At 59.1% G+C, this 16509-nt stretch carries 18 protein-coding genes; all 18 read left to right on the top strand.

Translation table 11 applies throughout. The annotated features are described in order from the left end of the window. On the top strand, nucleotides 1-356 hold a 356-nt coding region (locus tag Q8O69_RS18635), incomplete at its 5' end, for an ATP-binding protein (RefSeq protein WP_305593679.1). 30 nt (nucleotides 357-386) lie between these two features. Then, complete coding sequence (locus Q8O69_RS18630) at nucleotides 387-740, top strand: Hpt domain-containing protein (protein WP_275963041.1); 354 nt, start codon at nucleotides 387-389, stop codon at nucleotides 738-740. A 115-nt stretch (nucleotides 741-855) separates the two neighbouring features. After that, the gene (locus Q8O69_RS18625) at nucleotides 856-2103 is read left to right on the top strand and encodes a flagellar hook-length control protein FliK (RefSeq protein WP_305593678.1); all 1248 of its coding nucleotides are present in this window, start codon (nucleotides 856-858) and stop codon (nucleotides 2101-2103) included. Between the two features lie 233 nt (nucleotides 2104-2336). After that, a complete protein-coding gene (gene fliL / locus Q8O69_RS18620; protein WP_305593677.1) occupies nucleotides 2337-2864 on the top strand; it encodes a flagellar basal body-associated protein FliL in 528 nt (175 codons plus the stop codon). Between the two features lie 13 nt (nucleotides 2865-2877). Continuing rightward, a complete protein-coding gene (fliM, locus tag Q8O69_RS18615) occupies nucleotides 2878-3849 on the top strand; it encodes a flagellar motor switch protein FliM (RefSeq protein WP_090252087.1) in 972 nt (323 codons plus the stop codon). A 32-nt stretch (nucleotides 3850-3881) separates the two neighbouring features. After that, nucleotides 3882-4352, top strand: a complete 471-nt coding sequence (fliN, locus tag Q8O69_RS18610; protein ID WP_275963045.1) for a flagellar motor switch protein FliN — start codon at nucleotides 3882-3884, stop codon at nucleotides 4350-4352. A 2-nt stretch (nucleotides 4353-4354) separates the two neighbouring features. Further along, nucleotides 4355-4786, top strand: coding sequence for a flagellar biosynthetic protein FliO (gene fliO / locus Q8O69_RS18605; protein WP_305593676.1), 432 nt, complete (start codon nucleotides 4355-4357; stop codon nucleotides 4784-4786). Beyond that, entirely contained in the window at nucleotides 4786-5571 is a 786-nt protein-coding gene (gene fliP / locus Q8O69_RS18600) for a flagellar type III secretion system pore protein FliP (RefSeq protein WP_305593675.1), read from the top strand. Before fliO ends, fliP begins: the two co-directional genes overlap by 1 nt. Before the next feature lie 2 nt (nucleotides 5572-5573). Continuing rightward, nucleotides 5574-5843, top strand: coding sequence for a flagellar biosynthesis protein FliQ (gene fliQ, locus Q8O69_RS18595; protein ID WP_136666312.1), 270 nt, complete (start codon nucleotides 5574-5576; stop codon nucleotides 5841-5843). A gap of 1 nt (nucleotide 5844) precedes the next feature. Next, the gene (gene fliR / locus Q8O69_RS18590; RefSeq protein WP_305593674.1) at nucleotides 5845-6621 is read left to right on the top strand and encodes a flagellar biosynthetic protein FliR; all 777 of its coding nucleotides are present in this window, start codon (nucleotides 5845-5847) and stop codon (nucleotides 6619-6621) included. 3 nt (nucleotides 6622-6624) lie between these two features. After that, nucleotides 6625-7761 (top strand): flagellar biosynthesis protein FlhB, encoded by a 1137-nt coding sequence (flhB, locus tag Q8O69_RS18585; RefSeq protein ID WP_305593673.1) that lies wholly within the window; start codon nucleotides 6625-6627, stop codon nucleotides 7759-7761. A 133-nt stretch (nucleotides 7762-7894) separates the two neighbouring features. Beyond that, a complete protein-coding gene (gene flhA / locus Q8O69_RS18580; protein WP_305593684.1) occupies nucleotides 7895-10018 on the top strand; it encodes a flagellar biosynthesis protein FlhA in 2124 nt (707 codons plus the stop codon). A 15-nt stretch (nucleotides 10019-10033) separates the two neighbouring features. Then, nucleotides 10034-11335: a flagellar biosynthesis protein FlhF gene (gene flhF, locus Q8O69_RS18575; RefSeq protein ID WP_305593672.1), complete on the top strand. Its 1302-nt coding sequence runs from the start codon at nucleotides 10034-10036 to the stop codon at nucleotides 11333-11335. A gap of 77 nt (nucleotides 11336-11412) precedes the next feature. Then, entirely contained in the window at nucleotides 11413-12243 is an 831-nt protein-coding gene (gene fleN / locus Q8O69_RS18570) for a flagellar synthesis regulator FleN (RefSeq protein ID WP_090252106.1), read from the top strand. Beyond that, complete coding sequence (gene fliA / locus Q8O69_RS18565) at nucleotides 12240-12986, top strand: RNA polymerase sigma factor FliA (protein WP_167145311.1); 747 nt, start codon at nucleotides 12240-12242, stop codon at nucleotides 12984-12986. The genes fleN and fliA overlap by 4 nt, the downstream gene beginning before the upstream one ends. A 97-nt stretch (nucleotides 12987-13083) precedes the next feature. Then, nucleotides 13084-13458 carry a chemotaxis response regulator CheY gene (locus Q8O69_RS18560; RefSeq protein ID WP_178091816.1) on the top strand — a complete coding sequence of 125 codons (375 nt, stop codon included), beginning with the start codon at nucleotides 13084-13086 and terminating at the stop codon, nucleotides 13456-13458. Nucleotides 13459-13477: 19 nt separating this feature from the next. Further along, a complete protein-coding gene (locus tag Q8O69_RS18555) occupies nucleotides 13478-14266 on the top strand; it encodes a protein phosphatase CheZ (protein WP_305593671.1) in 789 nt (262 codons plus the stop codon). 11 nt (nucleotides 14267-14277) lie between these two features. After that, the gene (locus Q8O69_RS18550) at nucleotides 14278-16491 is read left to right on the top strand and encodes a chemotaxis protein CheA (RefSeq protein WP_305593670.1); all 2214 of its coding nucleotides are present in this window, start codon (nucleotides 14278-14280) and stop codon (nucleotides 16489-16491) included. The last annotated feature ends 18 nt before the right edge of the window (nucleotides 16492-16509 follow it).

Below are 16509 nucleotides of genomic sequence, written 5' to 3'. Positions count from 1 at the left end.
TGTATTCGAATGCGCTGGAGCATGGCGTGCTGGGCCTTGATTCGGCGCTCAAGGCCAATGCCGAAGGGTTTGCCGAGTATTATCGCCAGCGCAGCGTAAGGCTGGCTGCGCTGACCGACGGCTTTGTGCGCTTTCATCTGCAATTGCTGCCCGAGGGTGCGGGCGGGCGCTTGATCGTCCGGGTCGAAGACAGCGGTTCGGGCTTCGATGCCCAGCAATTACCGGTGGAACCCCGCGATGCCCATAGCTTGAGCGGTCGCGGGCTGGCGCTGGTCAGACAACTGAGTGAGCGTTGCAGTTGGGGCGACGGCGAACCGGGGGTGCGCGTGGAGTTTTCCTGGTTGCCTGGGGCATAATCCAAGGCAATACGCCAGGGGAGCGAGCAGTTGTCCGATATTCACCTTGATAGCGCAGTATTGGCGGCTTTGCAGGACGTCATGGAAGATGAATACCCGGTGCTGCTGGATACCTTCCTGATCGACTCCGAAGAGCGCCTGTTGGTGCTGCGTCAGGCTGAGCGGGCGGCCGATGCGCAGAGCTTGCGCCTGGCGGCGCACAGCTTTAAAGGCAGCTGCAGCAATATGGGCGCGCTGATGCTGGCTGGGCTGTGCAAGCAGCTGGAGGAGGCCGGGCGGCGCGAGCAGTTGGAACAGGCCCCTGAGCTGGTCGAGCAGATTGAGCGTGAATTTGCCATTGTGCGCATCCTGCTTAAATCCGAACGTCAGCGTTATCGGCACTAGTCTTGCTGCTTGTGTCCCAAGTTGCTGTATTTCCCCCTGCTGAACCTGCGGGCCAACAAGTTGGCCCGCGCCTTGCAAAACTCTCCGCACGACCAACCCCGAACGGAGAGTATCCATGTCCGTTGCCCCCGATCTGCTGCTCAAGTCGGCACCTGAAGTAAAGCCCAGGGCTGCTGCATCAAAACCGCCTGAAAAACCCGCGCAGCCTAATAGAAATGAGGCTTCCAGCTTCTCTCAGGTATATGCCAGAGAGCGTCAGGCCAAGGCCTCCGAGCGCAGCGATGCATCTGCTAAGCCCGCACGGGAGAGTAAACCGGCGGAAAAACCAAGTGAGGATGCACAGGCCCTTGCCGCTGCTGGGCAGAGCGGGCTTGCCGATAGCGGCAAGCCTTTGCCGAGCGAGCCGACTGTTGAAGGTGTTGTGCTTGATCCGTTGCTGTTGTTGGGCATTACCGGTGAGTTGCCCCCCGAGGAAAGCGAAGAGCTGACAACCGTCAGCGACATGCTGCCCGTGGCTACGACCAGCCTGACCGGCTCGGGCCCGGCGAGCATGACCGAGGCCAGCTTTGATCCTGAGCTGGATGCACTTAACCAGTTGCCGGCCGTTCGTATGGCTTTGGAGATGGGGGCTAAGGAAAAGCTGCAGTCCGACCAGGCAGCGACCCCCTCAGCGCAGGCGCAAAGCGTCAGCCAGAGTTTGCTGGCCAGTCAGGTTGTACAGGATGAAGTACCAGTAGAAGACGATGCCCTGGAGCTGCCGGAATTAAAGCTCGAAGCTCTTACCGGCAAAGGCCTTGAAGCGCTGAAGGAAGGTACGGCGAACAATACGCCGGAAAACTTTGTCAGCAAGCTGAATGCGCTGAGCCAGGCCATTGCTCAACAGACCCCGCTGTCCGCCCGCGCGCCGGTGGTGGTTGGGCAGCCGGTGCCCATGCAGCAGGGCGGTTGGAGTGAAGCGGTGGTGGATCGGGTGATGGTGATGTCCAGCCAGAACCTCAAGTCTGCCGAGATTCAGCTTGATCCAGCTGAGCTGGGCCGTCTGGAAGTGCGTATCAGCGTCAACCAGGAGCAGAGCCAGGTCACCTTCGCCAGCCCGCATGCCGGGGTGCGTGAGGCGCTGGATTCGCAGATGCACCGCCTACGTGAGCTGTTCGCCCAGCAGGGCATGAACCAGCTGGACGTGAACGTCTCCGATCAGTCGCTCAGCCGTGGCTGGCAAGGGCAGGAGGGCGATGGTGGTAAAGGTCGCGGTGGCGCCTCCAGTGAATTGCTCGGCGCGGATGAGGAACTGCATTCGAACGCTGCCGAAGCGGCTCGCACGACATCAGTGAGTGCTCGTGGCTTGGTCGATTACTACGCATAGAGCGCTTGCTGCTGTAGTTGCTTGCCCCACTGATCTAAACTGCATTTCGCCCGGCTCCCATTGTGTGGGAGCTGGGCGATTTTTTTGGGGCGTGGGTTTATCTAATGCCTTGGCCATATCACCCGCAGGTGCTGGGCCACCCGTACTGAGCAGGTTTGTTAACAGACTGGCATAACACTTGCTCTTAACCCTTTGAAAACGGATAGAACTCCGAATAACGACGGATTATTGGCATGGCTAAGAAAGAAGCAGCACCCGCAGCGGCAAATGCCGAGGCGAAACCAGCCGGCAAAATGAAGCTGATCATTATTATCGTTATTGCTGTGCTGCTGGCTGTGGGCCTTTCCGTGGGGGGAACCTTGTTCTTTCTGAACAAAAAGGATGCAGGTGCTGATGAGGCCAAGGCAGAAGCCAGTGCCGAGCCTGCGGTGCCAGTCAAGCAGGCGGCGATCTATGAAGAGTTGTCGCCGGCCTTTGTGGTGAACTTCAACCATCAGGGCCGTGCCCGCTATATGCAGGTCAGCGTGGCTCTGATGACCCGTGATCAGGCGGCCCTGGATGCGCTCAAGGTGCATATGCCGGTGTTACGTAACCGCCTGGTGATGCTGTTTTCCGGTCAGGACTTTGCTTCCCTGATTACCCCGGTGGGCAAAGAAATGCTGCGCCAGCAGGCGACCGCCAGCGTGCAGGAGCTGGCCGAGAAAGAGACCGGCAAGGTTACGGTCGAGCAAGTGTTGTTCACCAACCTCGTGTTGCAGTAATCAGGAGCCGTATATGGCTGTGCAAGACCTGCTTTCCCAGGATGAAATCGATGCCCTGCTGCATGGTGTCGATGACGGCTTGGTTGAAACCGAGGACGAAGCCGAACCGGGAAGCGTCAAACAATATGACCTGACCAGCCAGGACCGGATTGTCCGTGGGCGCATGCCGACGCTTGAGATGATCAACGAGCGTTTCGCCCGCTATACCCGTATCAGCATGTTCAACCTGCTGCGCCGTTCTGCCGATGTGGCGGTGGGTGGCGTGCAGGTGATGAAATTCGGTGAGTACGTGCACTCGCTGTACGTGCCGACCAGCCTCAACCTGGTAAAGATGAAGCCGCTGCGCGGCACTGGCTTGTTTATTCTCGATGCCAAGCTGGTGTTCAAGCTGGTGGATAACTTCTTTGGCGGCGACGGCCGTCACGCCAAGATCGAAGGTCGCGAATTCACCCCCACCGAGTTGCGCGTGGTGCGCATGGTGCTGGATCAGGCGTTTATCGACCTCAAGGAAGCCTGGCACGCGGTGATGGATATCAACTTCGAGTACGTCAACTCGGAAGTGAACCCGGCGCTGGCCAACATCGTCAGCCCCAGTGAAGTGATTGTGGTCTCCACCTTCCATATCGAGCTGGACGGCGGTGGCGGCGACCTGCATATCACCATGCCTTATTCGATGATCGAGCCGATCCGCGAGATGCTCGACGCGGGCTTCCAGTCCGATGTCGACGATCAGGACGAGCGCTGGATCAAGGCGCTACGCGAAGACATTCTTGGCGTCAGTGTGCCGCTGGGCGCAACTGTTGCCCGCCGCCAGCTCAAGCTGCGCGACATTCTGCATATGCAGCCCGGTGACGTGATACCGGTGGAATTGCCGGAAAGCGTAGTGCTCTGTGCCAACGGCGTGCCCTCATTCAAGGTCAAGATGGGGGCGCACAAAGGCAAACTGGCTTTGCAGGTGCTCGGCCCCATTGAGCGTAACCGCTAATCCCCCTATTCAACGCCAGCCGAGGAAAAACGATGGCAGACGAAAACGAAAACGAAGCCAGCTCCCCCGAGGAACAGGCACTTGCTGATGAGTGGGCGGCTGCATTGTCCGAGGCCGGTGATGCCGGACAGGACGATATCGACGCCATGCTTGCCGCCAGCGATCCAGGGCCAGCGGCGCCGCGTGCGCCGATGGAAGAGTTCGACAGTGCGCCGAAGATCAATCTGCCGGTTAATCTGGACGGGCCGAATCTGGATGTGATTCTGGATATCCCGGTGTCGATCTCCATGGAAGTCGGCAATACCGATATCACCATCCGCAACCTGCTGCAGCTTAACCAGGGGTCGGTGATTGAGCTGGATCGCCTGGCCGGTGAGCCGCTGGATGTACTGGTCAACGGCACCCTGATTGCCCACGGCGAAGTGGTGGTGGTGAACGAAAAGTTTGGCATTCGCCTGACCGACGTGATCAGCCCAAGCGAACGCATCAAGAAGCTGCGCTAACCATGCATAGACTCCTTCTGCTGGGCCTGGCTTTACCCTTTGCAGCGATTGCTGCAGAGCCTGCCGCGCAAACGGCTGTACCCCTTGCTGGAGCGGGCATGGGCGGGCAGCTTGTGCAGTTGCTGCTGGGTCTGCTGCTGGTGATCGGTTTGATCTTTCTGCTGGCCTGGCTGATGCGCCGGGTGCAGCAAATCGTGCCGCGTGGCGGTCAGGTGATCAAGGTATTGGCAACCCAGGCCCTGGGCCCGCGTGATCGCCTGGTGCTGGTGCAGGTGGGCAGCGAGCAGGTGTTGCTGGGGTTGACGCCAGGCAACATCACCTCGCTGCATGTGTTGAAGGAGCCGGTGCATTTACCGGATGCCGAGCCGGCTTCTACCGAGTTTGCCCAGCGCCTGATGGAGTTGTTGGGCAAGGACCAGAAGGACAAGTCTTGATGCTGCGTTTGTTGCTGGTGTTGGTTTTTAGCCTGGGGGCTTCGCTGGCGTTCGCCGCAGATCCGCCGACTGCCAGTACCTTGATTCAGTCGGGCAGCAACCCGCTGTCGATCCCGGCAATCACCCTGAGTACTGACACGGCCGGGCAGCAGGAATATTCGGTCAGCCTGCAGATCTTGCTGATCATGACGGCGCTGAGCTTTATTCCAGCGTTTGTCATGCTGATGACCAGCTTTACCCGGATCATCATCGTCTTCTCGATTCTGCGTCAGGCCCTGGGCTTGCAGCAGACGCCGTCGAACCAGATTCTGGTTGGCCTGGCGCTGTTTCTGACCATGTTTATCATGGCCCCGGTGTTCGATCAGATTAACCGCGAGGCGCTGCAGCCCTACCTGAACGAGCAGATGACGGCGCAGGACGCCATCGTCAAGGCCGAAGGGCCGATCAAGAACTTTATGCTGGCGCAGACCCGCGAAAGTGATCTGGAGCTGTTTGTGCGCCTGTCCAAGCGTACCGACATTGCCACGCCGGAAGATGCGCCGTTGACCATTCTGGTGCCGGCGTTTGTCACCTCCGAGCTGAAAACCGCCTTCCAGATCGGCTTTATGATCTTTATCCCGTTCCTGATCATCGACATGGTGGTCGCCAGTATTCTGATGGCGATGGGGATGATGATGCTCTCGCCGCTGATTATTTCCCTGCCGTTCAAGATCATGCTGTTTGTGTTGATTGATGGTTGGGCGCTGATTATGGGCACCCTGGCCGCCAGCTTCGGAGGCACCTAGCCATGACCCCTGAAGTGGCGGTGGATATTGTGCGTGGTGCCCTGTGGCTGACCGCCAGCATCGTGGCGATTCTGGTGGTGCCGAGTCTGATAGTTGGGTTGTTGGTGGCGATGTTTCAGGCCGCGACTCAGATCAACGAGCAGACCTTGAGTTTTTTACCCAGGCTGTTGGTCATTTTGCTGGTGCTGATTTTTGCCGGTCCCTGGCTGGTGCGTCAGCTGATGGAGTACACCGAGAACCTGATCATGAATATTCCGATGCTGATCGGCTGACATGCTCGAGCTAAGCAACGAGCAGATCGGTGCGTGGGTGGGCAGTTTTCTGCTGCCGCTGTTTCGCATTGCTGCGCTGCTGATGTTTATGCCGATCATTGGCACGCAGCTGGTGTCGGCGCGTGTACGCCTGTATCTGTCCTTGGCTATCTGTCTGGTGATCATGCCGACCCTGCCGCCGATGCCGGTGATCGATGCGATCAGCGTGCAGGCGTTTATCTGGATCGCCCAGGAGATTCTGATTGGCATGATGCTGGGTTTTATTCTGCAGCTGTTCTTCCAGATTTTTGCGATTGCCGGGCAGATCGTCGCCATGCAGATGGGCCTGGGCTTTGCCTCCATGGTCGACCCGGCTAACGGTATTTCGGTGCCGGTGATTGGTCAGGTGTTTATGATCCTGGTCACCCTGCTGTTTCTCGCCATGAATGCTCATCTGGTGGTGTTCGAAGTGCTCACCGAAAGTTTTTTCACCCTGCCAGTGGGTGGTGGTTTTCTGGTGGAGAACTACTGGGAAATTGCCAATAAGCTGAACTGGGTGCTGGGCGCAGCCTTGCTTCTGGTGTTGCCGGCAGTTACCGCGCTGCTGGTGGTCAACCTGGCGTTCGGGGTCATGACCCGCGCCGCGCCGCAGTTGAATATTTTCTCCATTGGTTTTCCGCTGACCCTGGTGCTGGGTATGGTAATCGTCTGGATCGGCATGGCCGATATCCTTGCGCAGTACCAGGTGTTTGCCACCGAGGCGTTGCAATTCTTGCGTGAAATGGCGCGGGCGAGTTAAGCCATGGCCGAATCCGAGAGCGGTGCCGATAAGAGTGAGGAACCCACGGAGAAGCGCGTACGCGAATCCCGTGAGAAGGGCCAGATCGCCCGTTCCAAAGAGCTTAATACCCTGGCCGTAACCCTCGGCGGCTTCGGCGGCTTGCTGGCGTTTGGCGGCAGCATGGGCAGCGCCATGCTCGACATCATGCGTGGCAACTTCTCGTTGTCGCGTGACGTGATCATGGATGAGCGGAGCATGGGGCTGTGGTTGGCGGCGTCTGGGGAGGCTGCCCTGGAGTCGCTGTTCCCGTTGTTTATGCTGTTGTTGATTGCATCCATCCTGGGGCCGATATCTCTTGGGGGCTGGCTGTTTTCTGCCGAGGCCATGGCGCCCAAGGCCAGTCGAATGAATCCACTGGCCGGGCTGAAGCGGATGTTTTCTGTGCAGGCGCTGGTCGAGCTGCTCAAAGCCCTGGCCAAGTTCATTCTGATTCTGCTGGTAGGCGTTGCCGTGTTGTCGGCCTGGCAGGACGACCTGCTGGCGATTGTCCATGAGCCGATTGAGTCGGCCATCCTGCATGCTGTAACGGTGGTGGGCTGGAGTGCGCTGTGGATGTCCTGCGGGTTGATTCTGATTGCCGCCGTAGACGTGCCGTTTCAGCTCTGGAGCAGCAAGCAGAAGCTGATGATGACCAAGCAGGAAGTACGCGACGAGTACAAGGACAGCGAAGGCAAGCCCGAGGTCAAGCAGCGTATTCGCCAGCTGCAGCGGGAAATGGCCGAGCGGCGCATGATGCAGTCGGTACCCGACGCCGACGTGGTGATCACCAACCCGACGCACTTTGCCGTGGCCTTGAAGTACGACCCGGCCAAGGGCAGCGCTCCAGTGCTGCTGGCCAAAGGTGGTGATTTCACCGCATTGAAGATTCGCGAAATCGCCAATGAGCACAAGGTGATGGTGCTGGAGTCGCCGGCCTTGGCGCGGGCGGTGTTCTATTCCACCGAACTGGATCAGGAAATCCCGGCCGGCCTGTACCTGGCCATCGCCCAGGTGCTGGCTTACGTCTACCAGCTGCGCCAGTACCAGGCCGGCAAGGGCAAGCGCCCAGGGCCGCTGCCGGATATGCCAATTCCGCCGGATTTACGCCGCGACGAGTGACGCTTAGCCTCATTGCAGCAGGCTTGGCGGTTGTTTGCCTGGCTCTGGCAAAGTTGGACAGCTTCTTGCAAAACCCTCCCCAAAGGCGCGGCTCGCGTCAAAAGATTGAATTGGCTGGGGTAGTGGTGTGGCAATAGATCGCTCGCAAATGATCGGTGATGTGCGCAGCAACCTGTCGGGGTTGAAGCAGGGCAACCTGGGCATACCGCTGATGCTGCTGGTCATGCTGGGCATGGTCATGCTGCCGATTCCACCGTTTCTCCTCGATGTGCTGTTCACCTTCAGTATTGCCCTGTCGATTGTTGTCTTGCTGGTGGCGATCTACGCCTTGCGTCCACTGGATTTCGCGGTATTCCCGACCATTCTGCTGGCGGCCACCTTGCTGCGCCTGGCGCTCAACGTCGCCTCCACGCGGGTGGTGCTGCTCAACGGCCAGGACGGTCACGACGCCGCAGGTAAGGTGATCCAGGCCTTCGGTGAAGTGGTGATCGGCGGCAACTACGTGGTCGGTATCGTGGTGTTCGCGATCCTGATGATCATCAACTTCGTGGTGGTCACCAAGGGCGCTGGGCGTATCTCCGAAGTCAGCGCACGTTTCACCCTGGATGCCATGCCCGGCAAGCAGATGGCCATCGACGCTGATCTAAATGCCGGGTTGATCGACCAGGCTGAGGCCAAGAAGCGTCGCAGTGAAGTGTCTCAGGAGGCTGACTTCTACGGTTCCATGGACGGTGCCAGCAAGTTCGTGCGCGGCGATGCGATTGCCGGTCTGCTGATTCTGTTTATCAACCTGATCGGTGGCATTGCCATCGGCATGTTCCAGCACTCTCTGAGTTTTGTTGACGCTGGGCGCATCTACACCTTGCTGACTATCGGTGATGGTCTGGTGGCGCAGATCCCTTCGCTGCTGCTGTCGACAGCTGCGGCGATCATGGTGACCCGGGTTTCCAGTTCGGAAGACATGGGCGCCCAGGTCAATCGGCAGATGTTCGCCTCGCCGCGTGCGCTGGCGGTGACCGCTGCGGTGATGATCACCATGGGCCTGGTCCCCGGCATGCCGCATTTTTCCTTTATCAGCCTGGGCCTGGTGGCTGCCGGTGCGGCGTACTGGATTGCCAACAAGCAGCGTGCAACCAAGGAAAACGAGATCAAGGAGGTGCAGCGCCAGCAGGAGTTGCTGCCGGCGCAGAAGGCCCAGGAGGTCAAAGAGCTAGGCTGGGATGATGTAACCCCGGTGGATATGGTCGGCCTGGAGGTGGGCTATCGCCTGATTCCACTGGTGGACCGTAATCAGGGGGGGCAGCTGCTGGCGCGGATCAAGGGCGTGCGCAAGAAGCTTTCCCAGGAGATGGGCTTTCTCATGCCTTCGGTGCATATCCGCGACAACCTTGACCTGCAGCCCAATGCCTATCGCCTGACCCTGATGGGCGTCAGCGTGGCCGAGGCCGAGGTGTATCCGGATCGTGAACTGGCGATCAACCCCGGTCAGGTGTTCGGCCCGCTTAACGGTATCGCCGCTAAAGACCCGGCATTTGGTCTGGAGGCGGTGTGGATCGACCCGACTCAGCGTGATCAGGCGCAGTCGCTCGGCTACACCGTGGTGGACGCCAGCACCGTGGTCGCCACCCACCTCAACCAAGTGCTGCACAAGCATGCCCACGAGCTGCTCGGTCACGAAGAAGTGCAGCAACTGATGCAGTTGCTGGCCAAGAGCTCGCCCAAGCTGGCCGAGGAGCTGGTGCCGGGGATGATTTCCCTGTCGACCCTGCTCAAGGTGCTGCAGACCTTGCTGCAGGAGCAAGTGCCGGTGCGCGATATCCGCACCATTGCCGAGGCCATCGCCAATGTCGCGGTGAAGAGTCAAGATCCCGCCGCGATGGTCGCCGCTGTACGCGTCGCGTTAGCTCGGGCAATCGTGCAAAGCATTGTGGGACTAGAGCTGGAGCTGCCTGTGATCACCCTGGAACCCAGGTTGGAACAGATATTGCTCAACAGTATCCAGAAGGCCGGTCAAGGCTCCGAGGAGGGCATCCTCCTGGAGCCGGGCATGGCCGAGAAGCTGCAGCGTTCCCTGGTGGAAGCGGCGCAGCGCCAGGAAATGCTCGGCAAGCCAGTGATTCTGCTGGTAGCCGGTCCGGTCCGGGCGATGCTCTCGCGATTCGCGCGGCTGGCGGTTCCGAGTATCCATGTACTGGCATACCAGGAAATTCCGGATAACAAGCAGGTCACCATCGTTGCGACGGTGGGGCAGAACTAACCGAGGTTACAGGCCATGCAGGTCAAACGCTTTTTCGCCGCCGATATGCGTACCGCCATGAAGCTGGTGCGTGATGAGCTGGGTGCCGATGCCTCGATCATTGGCAATCGCCGGGTAGCCGGCGGTGTCGAACTGACCGCCGCACTGGATTATCAGGTGCCTGCCGCACCGGCCCGTCAGCCCAACCCGGCGCTGGAAGCCGAGCTGCGCAAGACCCAGGCAAAAATCGCCACGGCCCAGGCCGAGCTGACCACCCGCACCCAAGTCGATGCCGGCAAGGACCGCCAGCTGTTTGGCGCTGCCGATAGCCTGCCTGCTGACAGCCTGGCTGCCGTGATGCGCAAATCTCAGGCTGCGCCTGCTGTGGCAACCGATCAGCGTGCCCTGGATGCCATGCGTTTTGAACTGCACGGCCTGCGTGAACTGATCGAAGTGCAGCTGGGCTCGATTGCCTGGGGCCAGCTGCAGAACCGTCGTCCGCAGCAAGCCAATCTGTGGCGCCGCCTGCAGCGCATGGGCCTGTCGGCCGAATTGTCGAAAGCGCTGCTGGAGCGTGTCAGCACCGTGACCGAACCGCGTCAGGCCTGGCGCATGTTGCTGGCGCATCTGGCTCACGCAATCAAAACGCCGAAGCAAGAGCCAATGGAAGAGGGCGGTGTAATCGCTCTGGTGGGCCCGGCGGGCATGGGCAAGACCACCACCCTGGCCAAGCTGGCCGCGCGTTACGTGCTCAAGTACGGCGCGCAGCATATTGCCCTGGTCAGCCTGGACAGTTACCGCATCGGCGCTCAAGAACAACTCAAGACTCTGGGGCGCATCCTCAATGTGCCGGTAACTCTGGTCGACCCGGGGCAGTCGCTGACCCAGGCCCTGGCCCCGCTGGCGCGCAAGCGTGTGGTGCTGATCGACACTGCCGGCCTGCCAGCCAACGACCCAGCCCTGCGTATGCAGCTGGAAACCCTGGCCAGCCGTGGCGTCAATGCAAAAAATTATCTGGTAATGGCCGCTACCAGCCAGGGCCAAGTGCTGAAAGCCGCCTACCATAGTTATAAGCGCTGCGGCTTGTCTGGCTGCATCCTGACCAAGGCGGATGAAGCCACTAGCCTGGGTGAGGTTTTAGGACTGGCTATTAGCCAGCGTCTACCGGTAGCCTATCTCACTGATGGGCCACGCATTCCCGATGACTTGCAGATTCCCCGCAGTCATCAACTGGTTAGCCGGGCCGTAGGGCTGCAGGCGACCCAGGATCCAAGCGAGGATACGATGGCGGAGATGTTTGCCGGCCTTTACCAGCAACCCGCACGACGCGTCAGTTAAGCGTCAGGCTGTTGGAATTGAACCGCGCTTAGCCGGCCAAGTGGCTCCAGTCGAAGTTAGACAAGGTGTGTAGAAATATGGGTATGCATCCCGTACAGGTGATTGCGGTGACCGGCGGCAAAGGTGGCGTCGGTAAGACCAACGTCTCGGTGAACCTGGCGTTGGCCCTGGCTGATCTCGGCCGTCGGGTGATGTTGATGGACGCCGACCTGGGCTTGGCCAACGTCGATGTGCTGCTTGGCCTGAGCGCCAAACGCACCCTGGAAGACGTTATCAGCGGCGAATGTGAGCTGCGCGATGTCTTACTGCAGGGGCCGGGGGGCATTCGTATCGTGCCGGCGGCGTCTGGCATTCAGAGCATGGTGCAGCTGTCACCCATGCAGCATGCCGGGCTGATTCAGGCATTCAGCGATATCAGTGACAACCTCGATGTGCTGATCATCGACACCGCTGCCGGTATCGGTGATGGCGTGGTCAGCTTCGTGCGCGCCGCCCAGGAAGTGCTGGTGGTGGTGTGCGATGAACCGACTTCGATTACCGACGCCTACGCGCTGATCAAATTGCTCAACCGCGACCACGGCATGAATCGTTTCCGTGTATTGGCCAATATGGCCCACAGCCCGCAGGAAGGTCGCAACCTCTTTGCTAAGCTGACTAAAGTCACCGACCGTTTTCTCGACGTTGCCCTGCAGTACGTAGGCGCCGTGCCGTATGACGAGTCAGTGCGCAAGGCCGTGCAGAAGCAGCGCGCGGTCTACGAAGCCTTCCCGCGCTCGAAGTGCGCGCTGGCGTTCAAGGCGATAGCCCAGAAAGTCGACGCCTGGCCGTTACCGGCCAACCCGCGCGGTCATTTGGAGTTTTTCGTTGAGCGTCTGGTGCAGCAACCGATCGCGGACACGGCCATATGACAGCAGCCTCTGGACTTCGTATGTATAGCAAGGCGCAGGCGCAGGATTCCCAGCACCAGTTGATCGAGCGCTACGCGCCCCTGGTCAAACGCATTGCCTATCACCTGCTGGCCCGTCTACCGGCCAATGTGCAGGTAGACGATCTGATTCAGGCCGGGATGATCGGCCTGCTCGAAGCGTCAAAAAAATACGACTCCAGCAAAGGCGCCAGTTTCGAGACATTCGCCGGCATTCGCATTCGCGGTTCGATGCTTGATGAAGTGCGCAAAGGTGACTGGGCGCCCCGCTCAGTGCATCGCAATAGCCGCATGGTCAGCGACGCAATTCGAAAAATTGAGGCCAGAACCGGCAGAGACGCTAAAGATCAAGAGGTTGCGGCCGAACTCCAATTGAGTCTCGAGGATTACTACGGCATTCTTGGCGACACTTTAGGCAGCCGCCTGTTCAGTTTCGACGACCTGTTGCAGGACGGTGAACACGGTGGGTTGGGTGAAGACGCTGGCAGCAACCACCTCGAACCTTCTCGTGATCTGGAAGATGAACGCTTTCAGGCGGCCCTGGCAGATGCCATTGCCAACCTGCCGGAGCGCGAGCGCCTGGTGTTAGCGCTATATTACGATGAAGAATTGAATCTTAAAGAGATCGGCGAGGTGTTGGGGGTTAGCGAATCACGTGTAAGCCAACTACACAGTCAGTGTGCCGCTCGTTTACGCGCTCGTCTGGGCGAGTGGCGCGCACATTGAGTTGCATTCGCTAACGCTGGGCCGGTTTCACGATTAAAAGCGCATACAGGTTGCTGGGTGCGTTTGGGACTGTACGGAGGTCGACTTGGACAAGAACATGAAAATCCTCATCGTTGATGACTTTTCAACGATGCGACGGATCATCAAGAACCTCCTGCGTGACTTGGGGTTCACCAACACAGCGGAAGCCGATGATGGCGTCACCGCGCTGCCCATGCTGCAGAGCGGCAGCTTCGATTTTCTGGTGACTGACTGGAACATGCCCGGCATGACGGGCATCGACCTGCTGCGCGCGGTGCGTGCCGATGAGCGCCTGAAAACCCTGCCGGTGTTGATGGTTACCGCAGAAGCCAAGCGCGATCAGATCATCGAAGCAGCCCAGGCTGGGGTTAACGGTTATGTAGTCAAACCGTTCACTGCCCAGGTACTGAAAGAGAAGATTGAAAAGATCTTCGAGCGGGTCAACGGCTGATGTCTGCCATGAGGGTGCTATGGAACATAAAGATTCCGTTCAGGGTGACCTTGAGTCGACCCTGAAACACAACGCTCGCCAACTGGTAGACAGCCTGGAACAAGGCAACTTTGGTGAAGCGGTACAGCTGATACATGAGCTCAACAAGGCGCGTGATCGCGGCCTGTATCACGAGGTCGGCAAGCTGACCCGTGAGCTGCATAACGCCATTGTCAATTTCCAGCTCGACCCTCGCGTGCCGCATGCCACTGAGGTCTCGCAAATCACCGATGCCACCGAGCGGCTGAATTACGTGGTGACGATGACCGAGAAAGCGGCCAATCGCACCATGGATCTGGTTGAGCAGAGCGCACCACTGGTTAATGACCTCAGTGATGAGGCGCAAAGCCTGAGCGCTGACTGGGGGCGCTTTATGCGCCGCGAGATGAGCGCCGATGGTTTCCGTGAACTGGCCAAGCGCGTTGAGCTGTTTCTTGCTCGCAGCGAGCGTGATGGTGCCAAGATTTCTGGGCATCTCAATGACATTTTGCTGGCTCAGGATTATCAGGATCTGACCGGTCAGGTGATCAAGCGTGTAACGCAGCTGGTGACCGAAGTGGAAAGCAACCTGCTGAAGCTGGTGCTGATGGCCAGTCAGGTGGATCAGTTTGCCGGCATTGAGCACAACCATGAGTTGTTGCGTGCCGAACAAGAAAAACAAAAAGAGCCTTCGCATGGTGAAGGTCCGCAGATTCATGCCGATAAGCGTGAAGACGTCGCATCCAATCAGGATGATGTCGACGACCTGCTTTCCAGCCTGGGATTTTAGGAGCACGTCTTATGAGCTTCGGCGCCGATGAAGAAATCCTCCAGGACTTCCTGGTAGAGGCCGGCGAGATTCTTGAACTACTGTCCGAACAGCTCGTTGAGCTGGAAAGTCGCCCGGACGACATGAATCTGCTCAACGCTATTTTTCGCGGGTTTCATACCGTCAAAGGTGGTGCCGGTTTTCTCCAGCTCAACGAGCTGGTGGAATGCTGCCATATCGCAGAAAACGTCTTCGACATCCTGCGTAAGGGTGAGCGGCGCGTCGACTCCGCGTTGATGGATGTGGTGCTGGAAGCACTGGATGCCGTCAACAGCATGTTTACCGAAGTACGTGAGCGTACTGACCTGACTCCCGCCACTCCTGAACTGCTTGCTGCCTTGGCACGCCTGGCTGAGCCAGCAGGTGCAGAGGAAGCCGCGCCGGTTGAAGCGCAGGCTGAGCCCGAGCCTGAAATCGAGATTGCTGAGGCTGCTGGCGATATCACCGACAGTGAGTTCGAGCAGTTGCTGGGCTCCTTGGACGAGTCTCCGGCGCAAGCTCCCAGTGCAGCCAGCAGTGATGAAATCACCGATGATGAATTTGAATCCTTGCTCGATCAGCTGCACGGCAAGGGGCAGTTTGTAGCGCCTGACGTTGCTGTTGCACCGGCCGCGCCAGTTGCTGCTGCGCCAGCGGCAACAGCCTCGGCCGGCGATGAGATCACTGATGATGAGTTCGAATCGCTGCTCGATCAGTTGCATGGCAAAGGCCAGTTTGTCCCGCCTGCTGTAGCGGCGCCTGCCGCACCTGCGGCCAAAGCTGAGCCTGCTGCCGCGCCGAGCGGTGATATCACCGACGATGAGTTCGAAGCACTGCTTGATCAACTGCATGGCAAAGGCAAGTTTGTCGAGCCTGAAGCGATCAAACCTGTTGCGCCAGCGCCGGCTGCCAAACCTGCTGAACCTGCCAAGGCCGCCGCTAAACCCGCTGCAAAACCTGCTGCCAAGGCGGAGCCGGCCAAGGCACCTGCTGCTCCGGCTGCCGCACCTACAGCCGAGAAGGCTGCGCCGCCTAGCGAGGCGGAAACCACTGTGCGGGTTGATACCGCGCGGCTGGATGAAATCATGAACATGGTCGGCGAACTGGTGCTGGTGCGGAACCGTCTGGTGCGTCTGGGTGCCAGCAGTGGCGATGAAGCCATGTCCAAGGCAGTGTCCAACCTGGATGTGGTAACGGCTGATCTGCAAACGGCGGTGATGAAAACCCGCATGCAGCCGATCAAGAAGGTCTTCGGGCGCTTCCCGCGTCTGGTCCGCGATCTGGCGCGCAACCTGAAAAAAGAGATCAACCTGGAGCTGGTCGGTGAAGAAACCGATCTCGACAAGAACCTTGTTGAAGCCCTGGCCGATCCATTGGTCCACTTGGTGCGTAACGCGGTCGACCACGGCATTGAAACCCCGGAAGAGCGCGAAGCCTCGGGCAAGCCACGTGGCGGCAAGGTGATCCTGTCCGCCGAGCAGGAGGGCGACCATATCCTGCTGTCGATCTCCGATGATGGCAAAGGTATGGATGCCGATCAGCTGCGTGCCAAAGCCGTGGAGAAAGGTCTGCTGGATAAGGACGCTGCCGACCGCCTCAATGAGTTCGAATGCTACAACCTGATCTTCGCGCCGGGCTTTTCGACCAAGACCGAAATTTCCGATGTGTCCGGTCGCGGTGTGGGCATGGACGTGGTGAAAACCAAGATTTCCCAGCTCAATGGCACGGTCAACGTGTTTTCGGTCAAGGGTCAGGGCTCGAAGATCGTCATCAAGGTGCCGCTGACTCTGGCGATCATGCCGACGCTGATGGTGATGTTGGCCAATCAAGCGTTCGCCTTCCCACTGGTCAACGTTAACGAGATTTTCCACCTCGACCTGTCGCGAACCAATGTGGTCGACGGCCAGGAAGTGGTGATCGTGCGTGACAAGGCTTTGCCGCTGTTCTACCTCAAGCGCTGGTTGATCGGCAGTGCTGCTCATGTGGAGCAGGGCGAGGGCCATGTGGTGATTCTCACCGTTGGCAGCCAGCGTATCGGCTTCGTGGTCGATCAACTGGTCGGTCAGGAAGAAGTGGTGATCAAGCCGCTGGGCAAAATGCTGCAGGGCACTCCAGGCATGTCGGGCGCGACCATCACCGGTGATGGACGTATCGCCCTGATTCTTGACGTGCCGAGCATGCTCAAACGTTACGCTCGGCGTATCTGATTGTTAGCGGCGCAGCTA

It is taken from the genome of Pseudomonas sp., assembly GCF_030690725.1.
GTDB lineage: Bacteria > Pseudomonadota > Gammaproteobacteria > Pseudomonadales > Pseudomonadaceae > Aquipseudomonas.
Note: the sequence above shows the minus strand (reverse complement) of the source record. Positions and strands in the feature narration are given on the sequence as shown.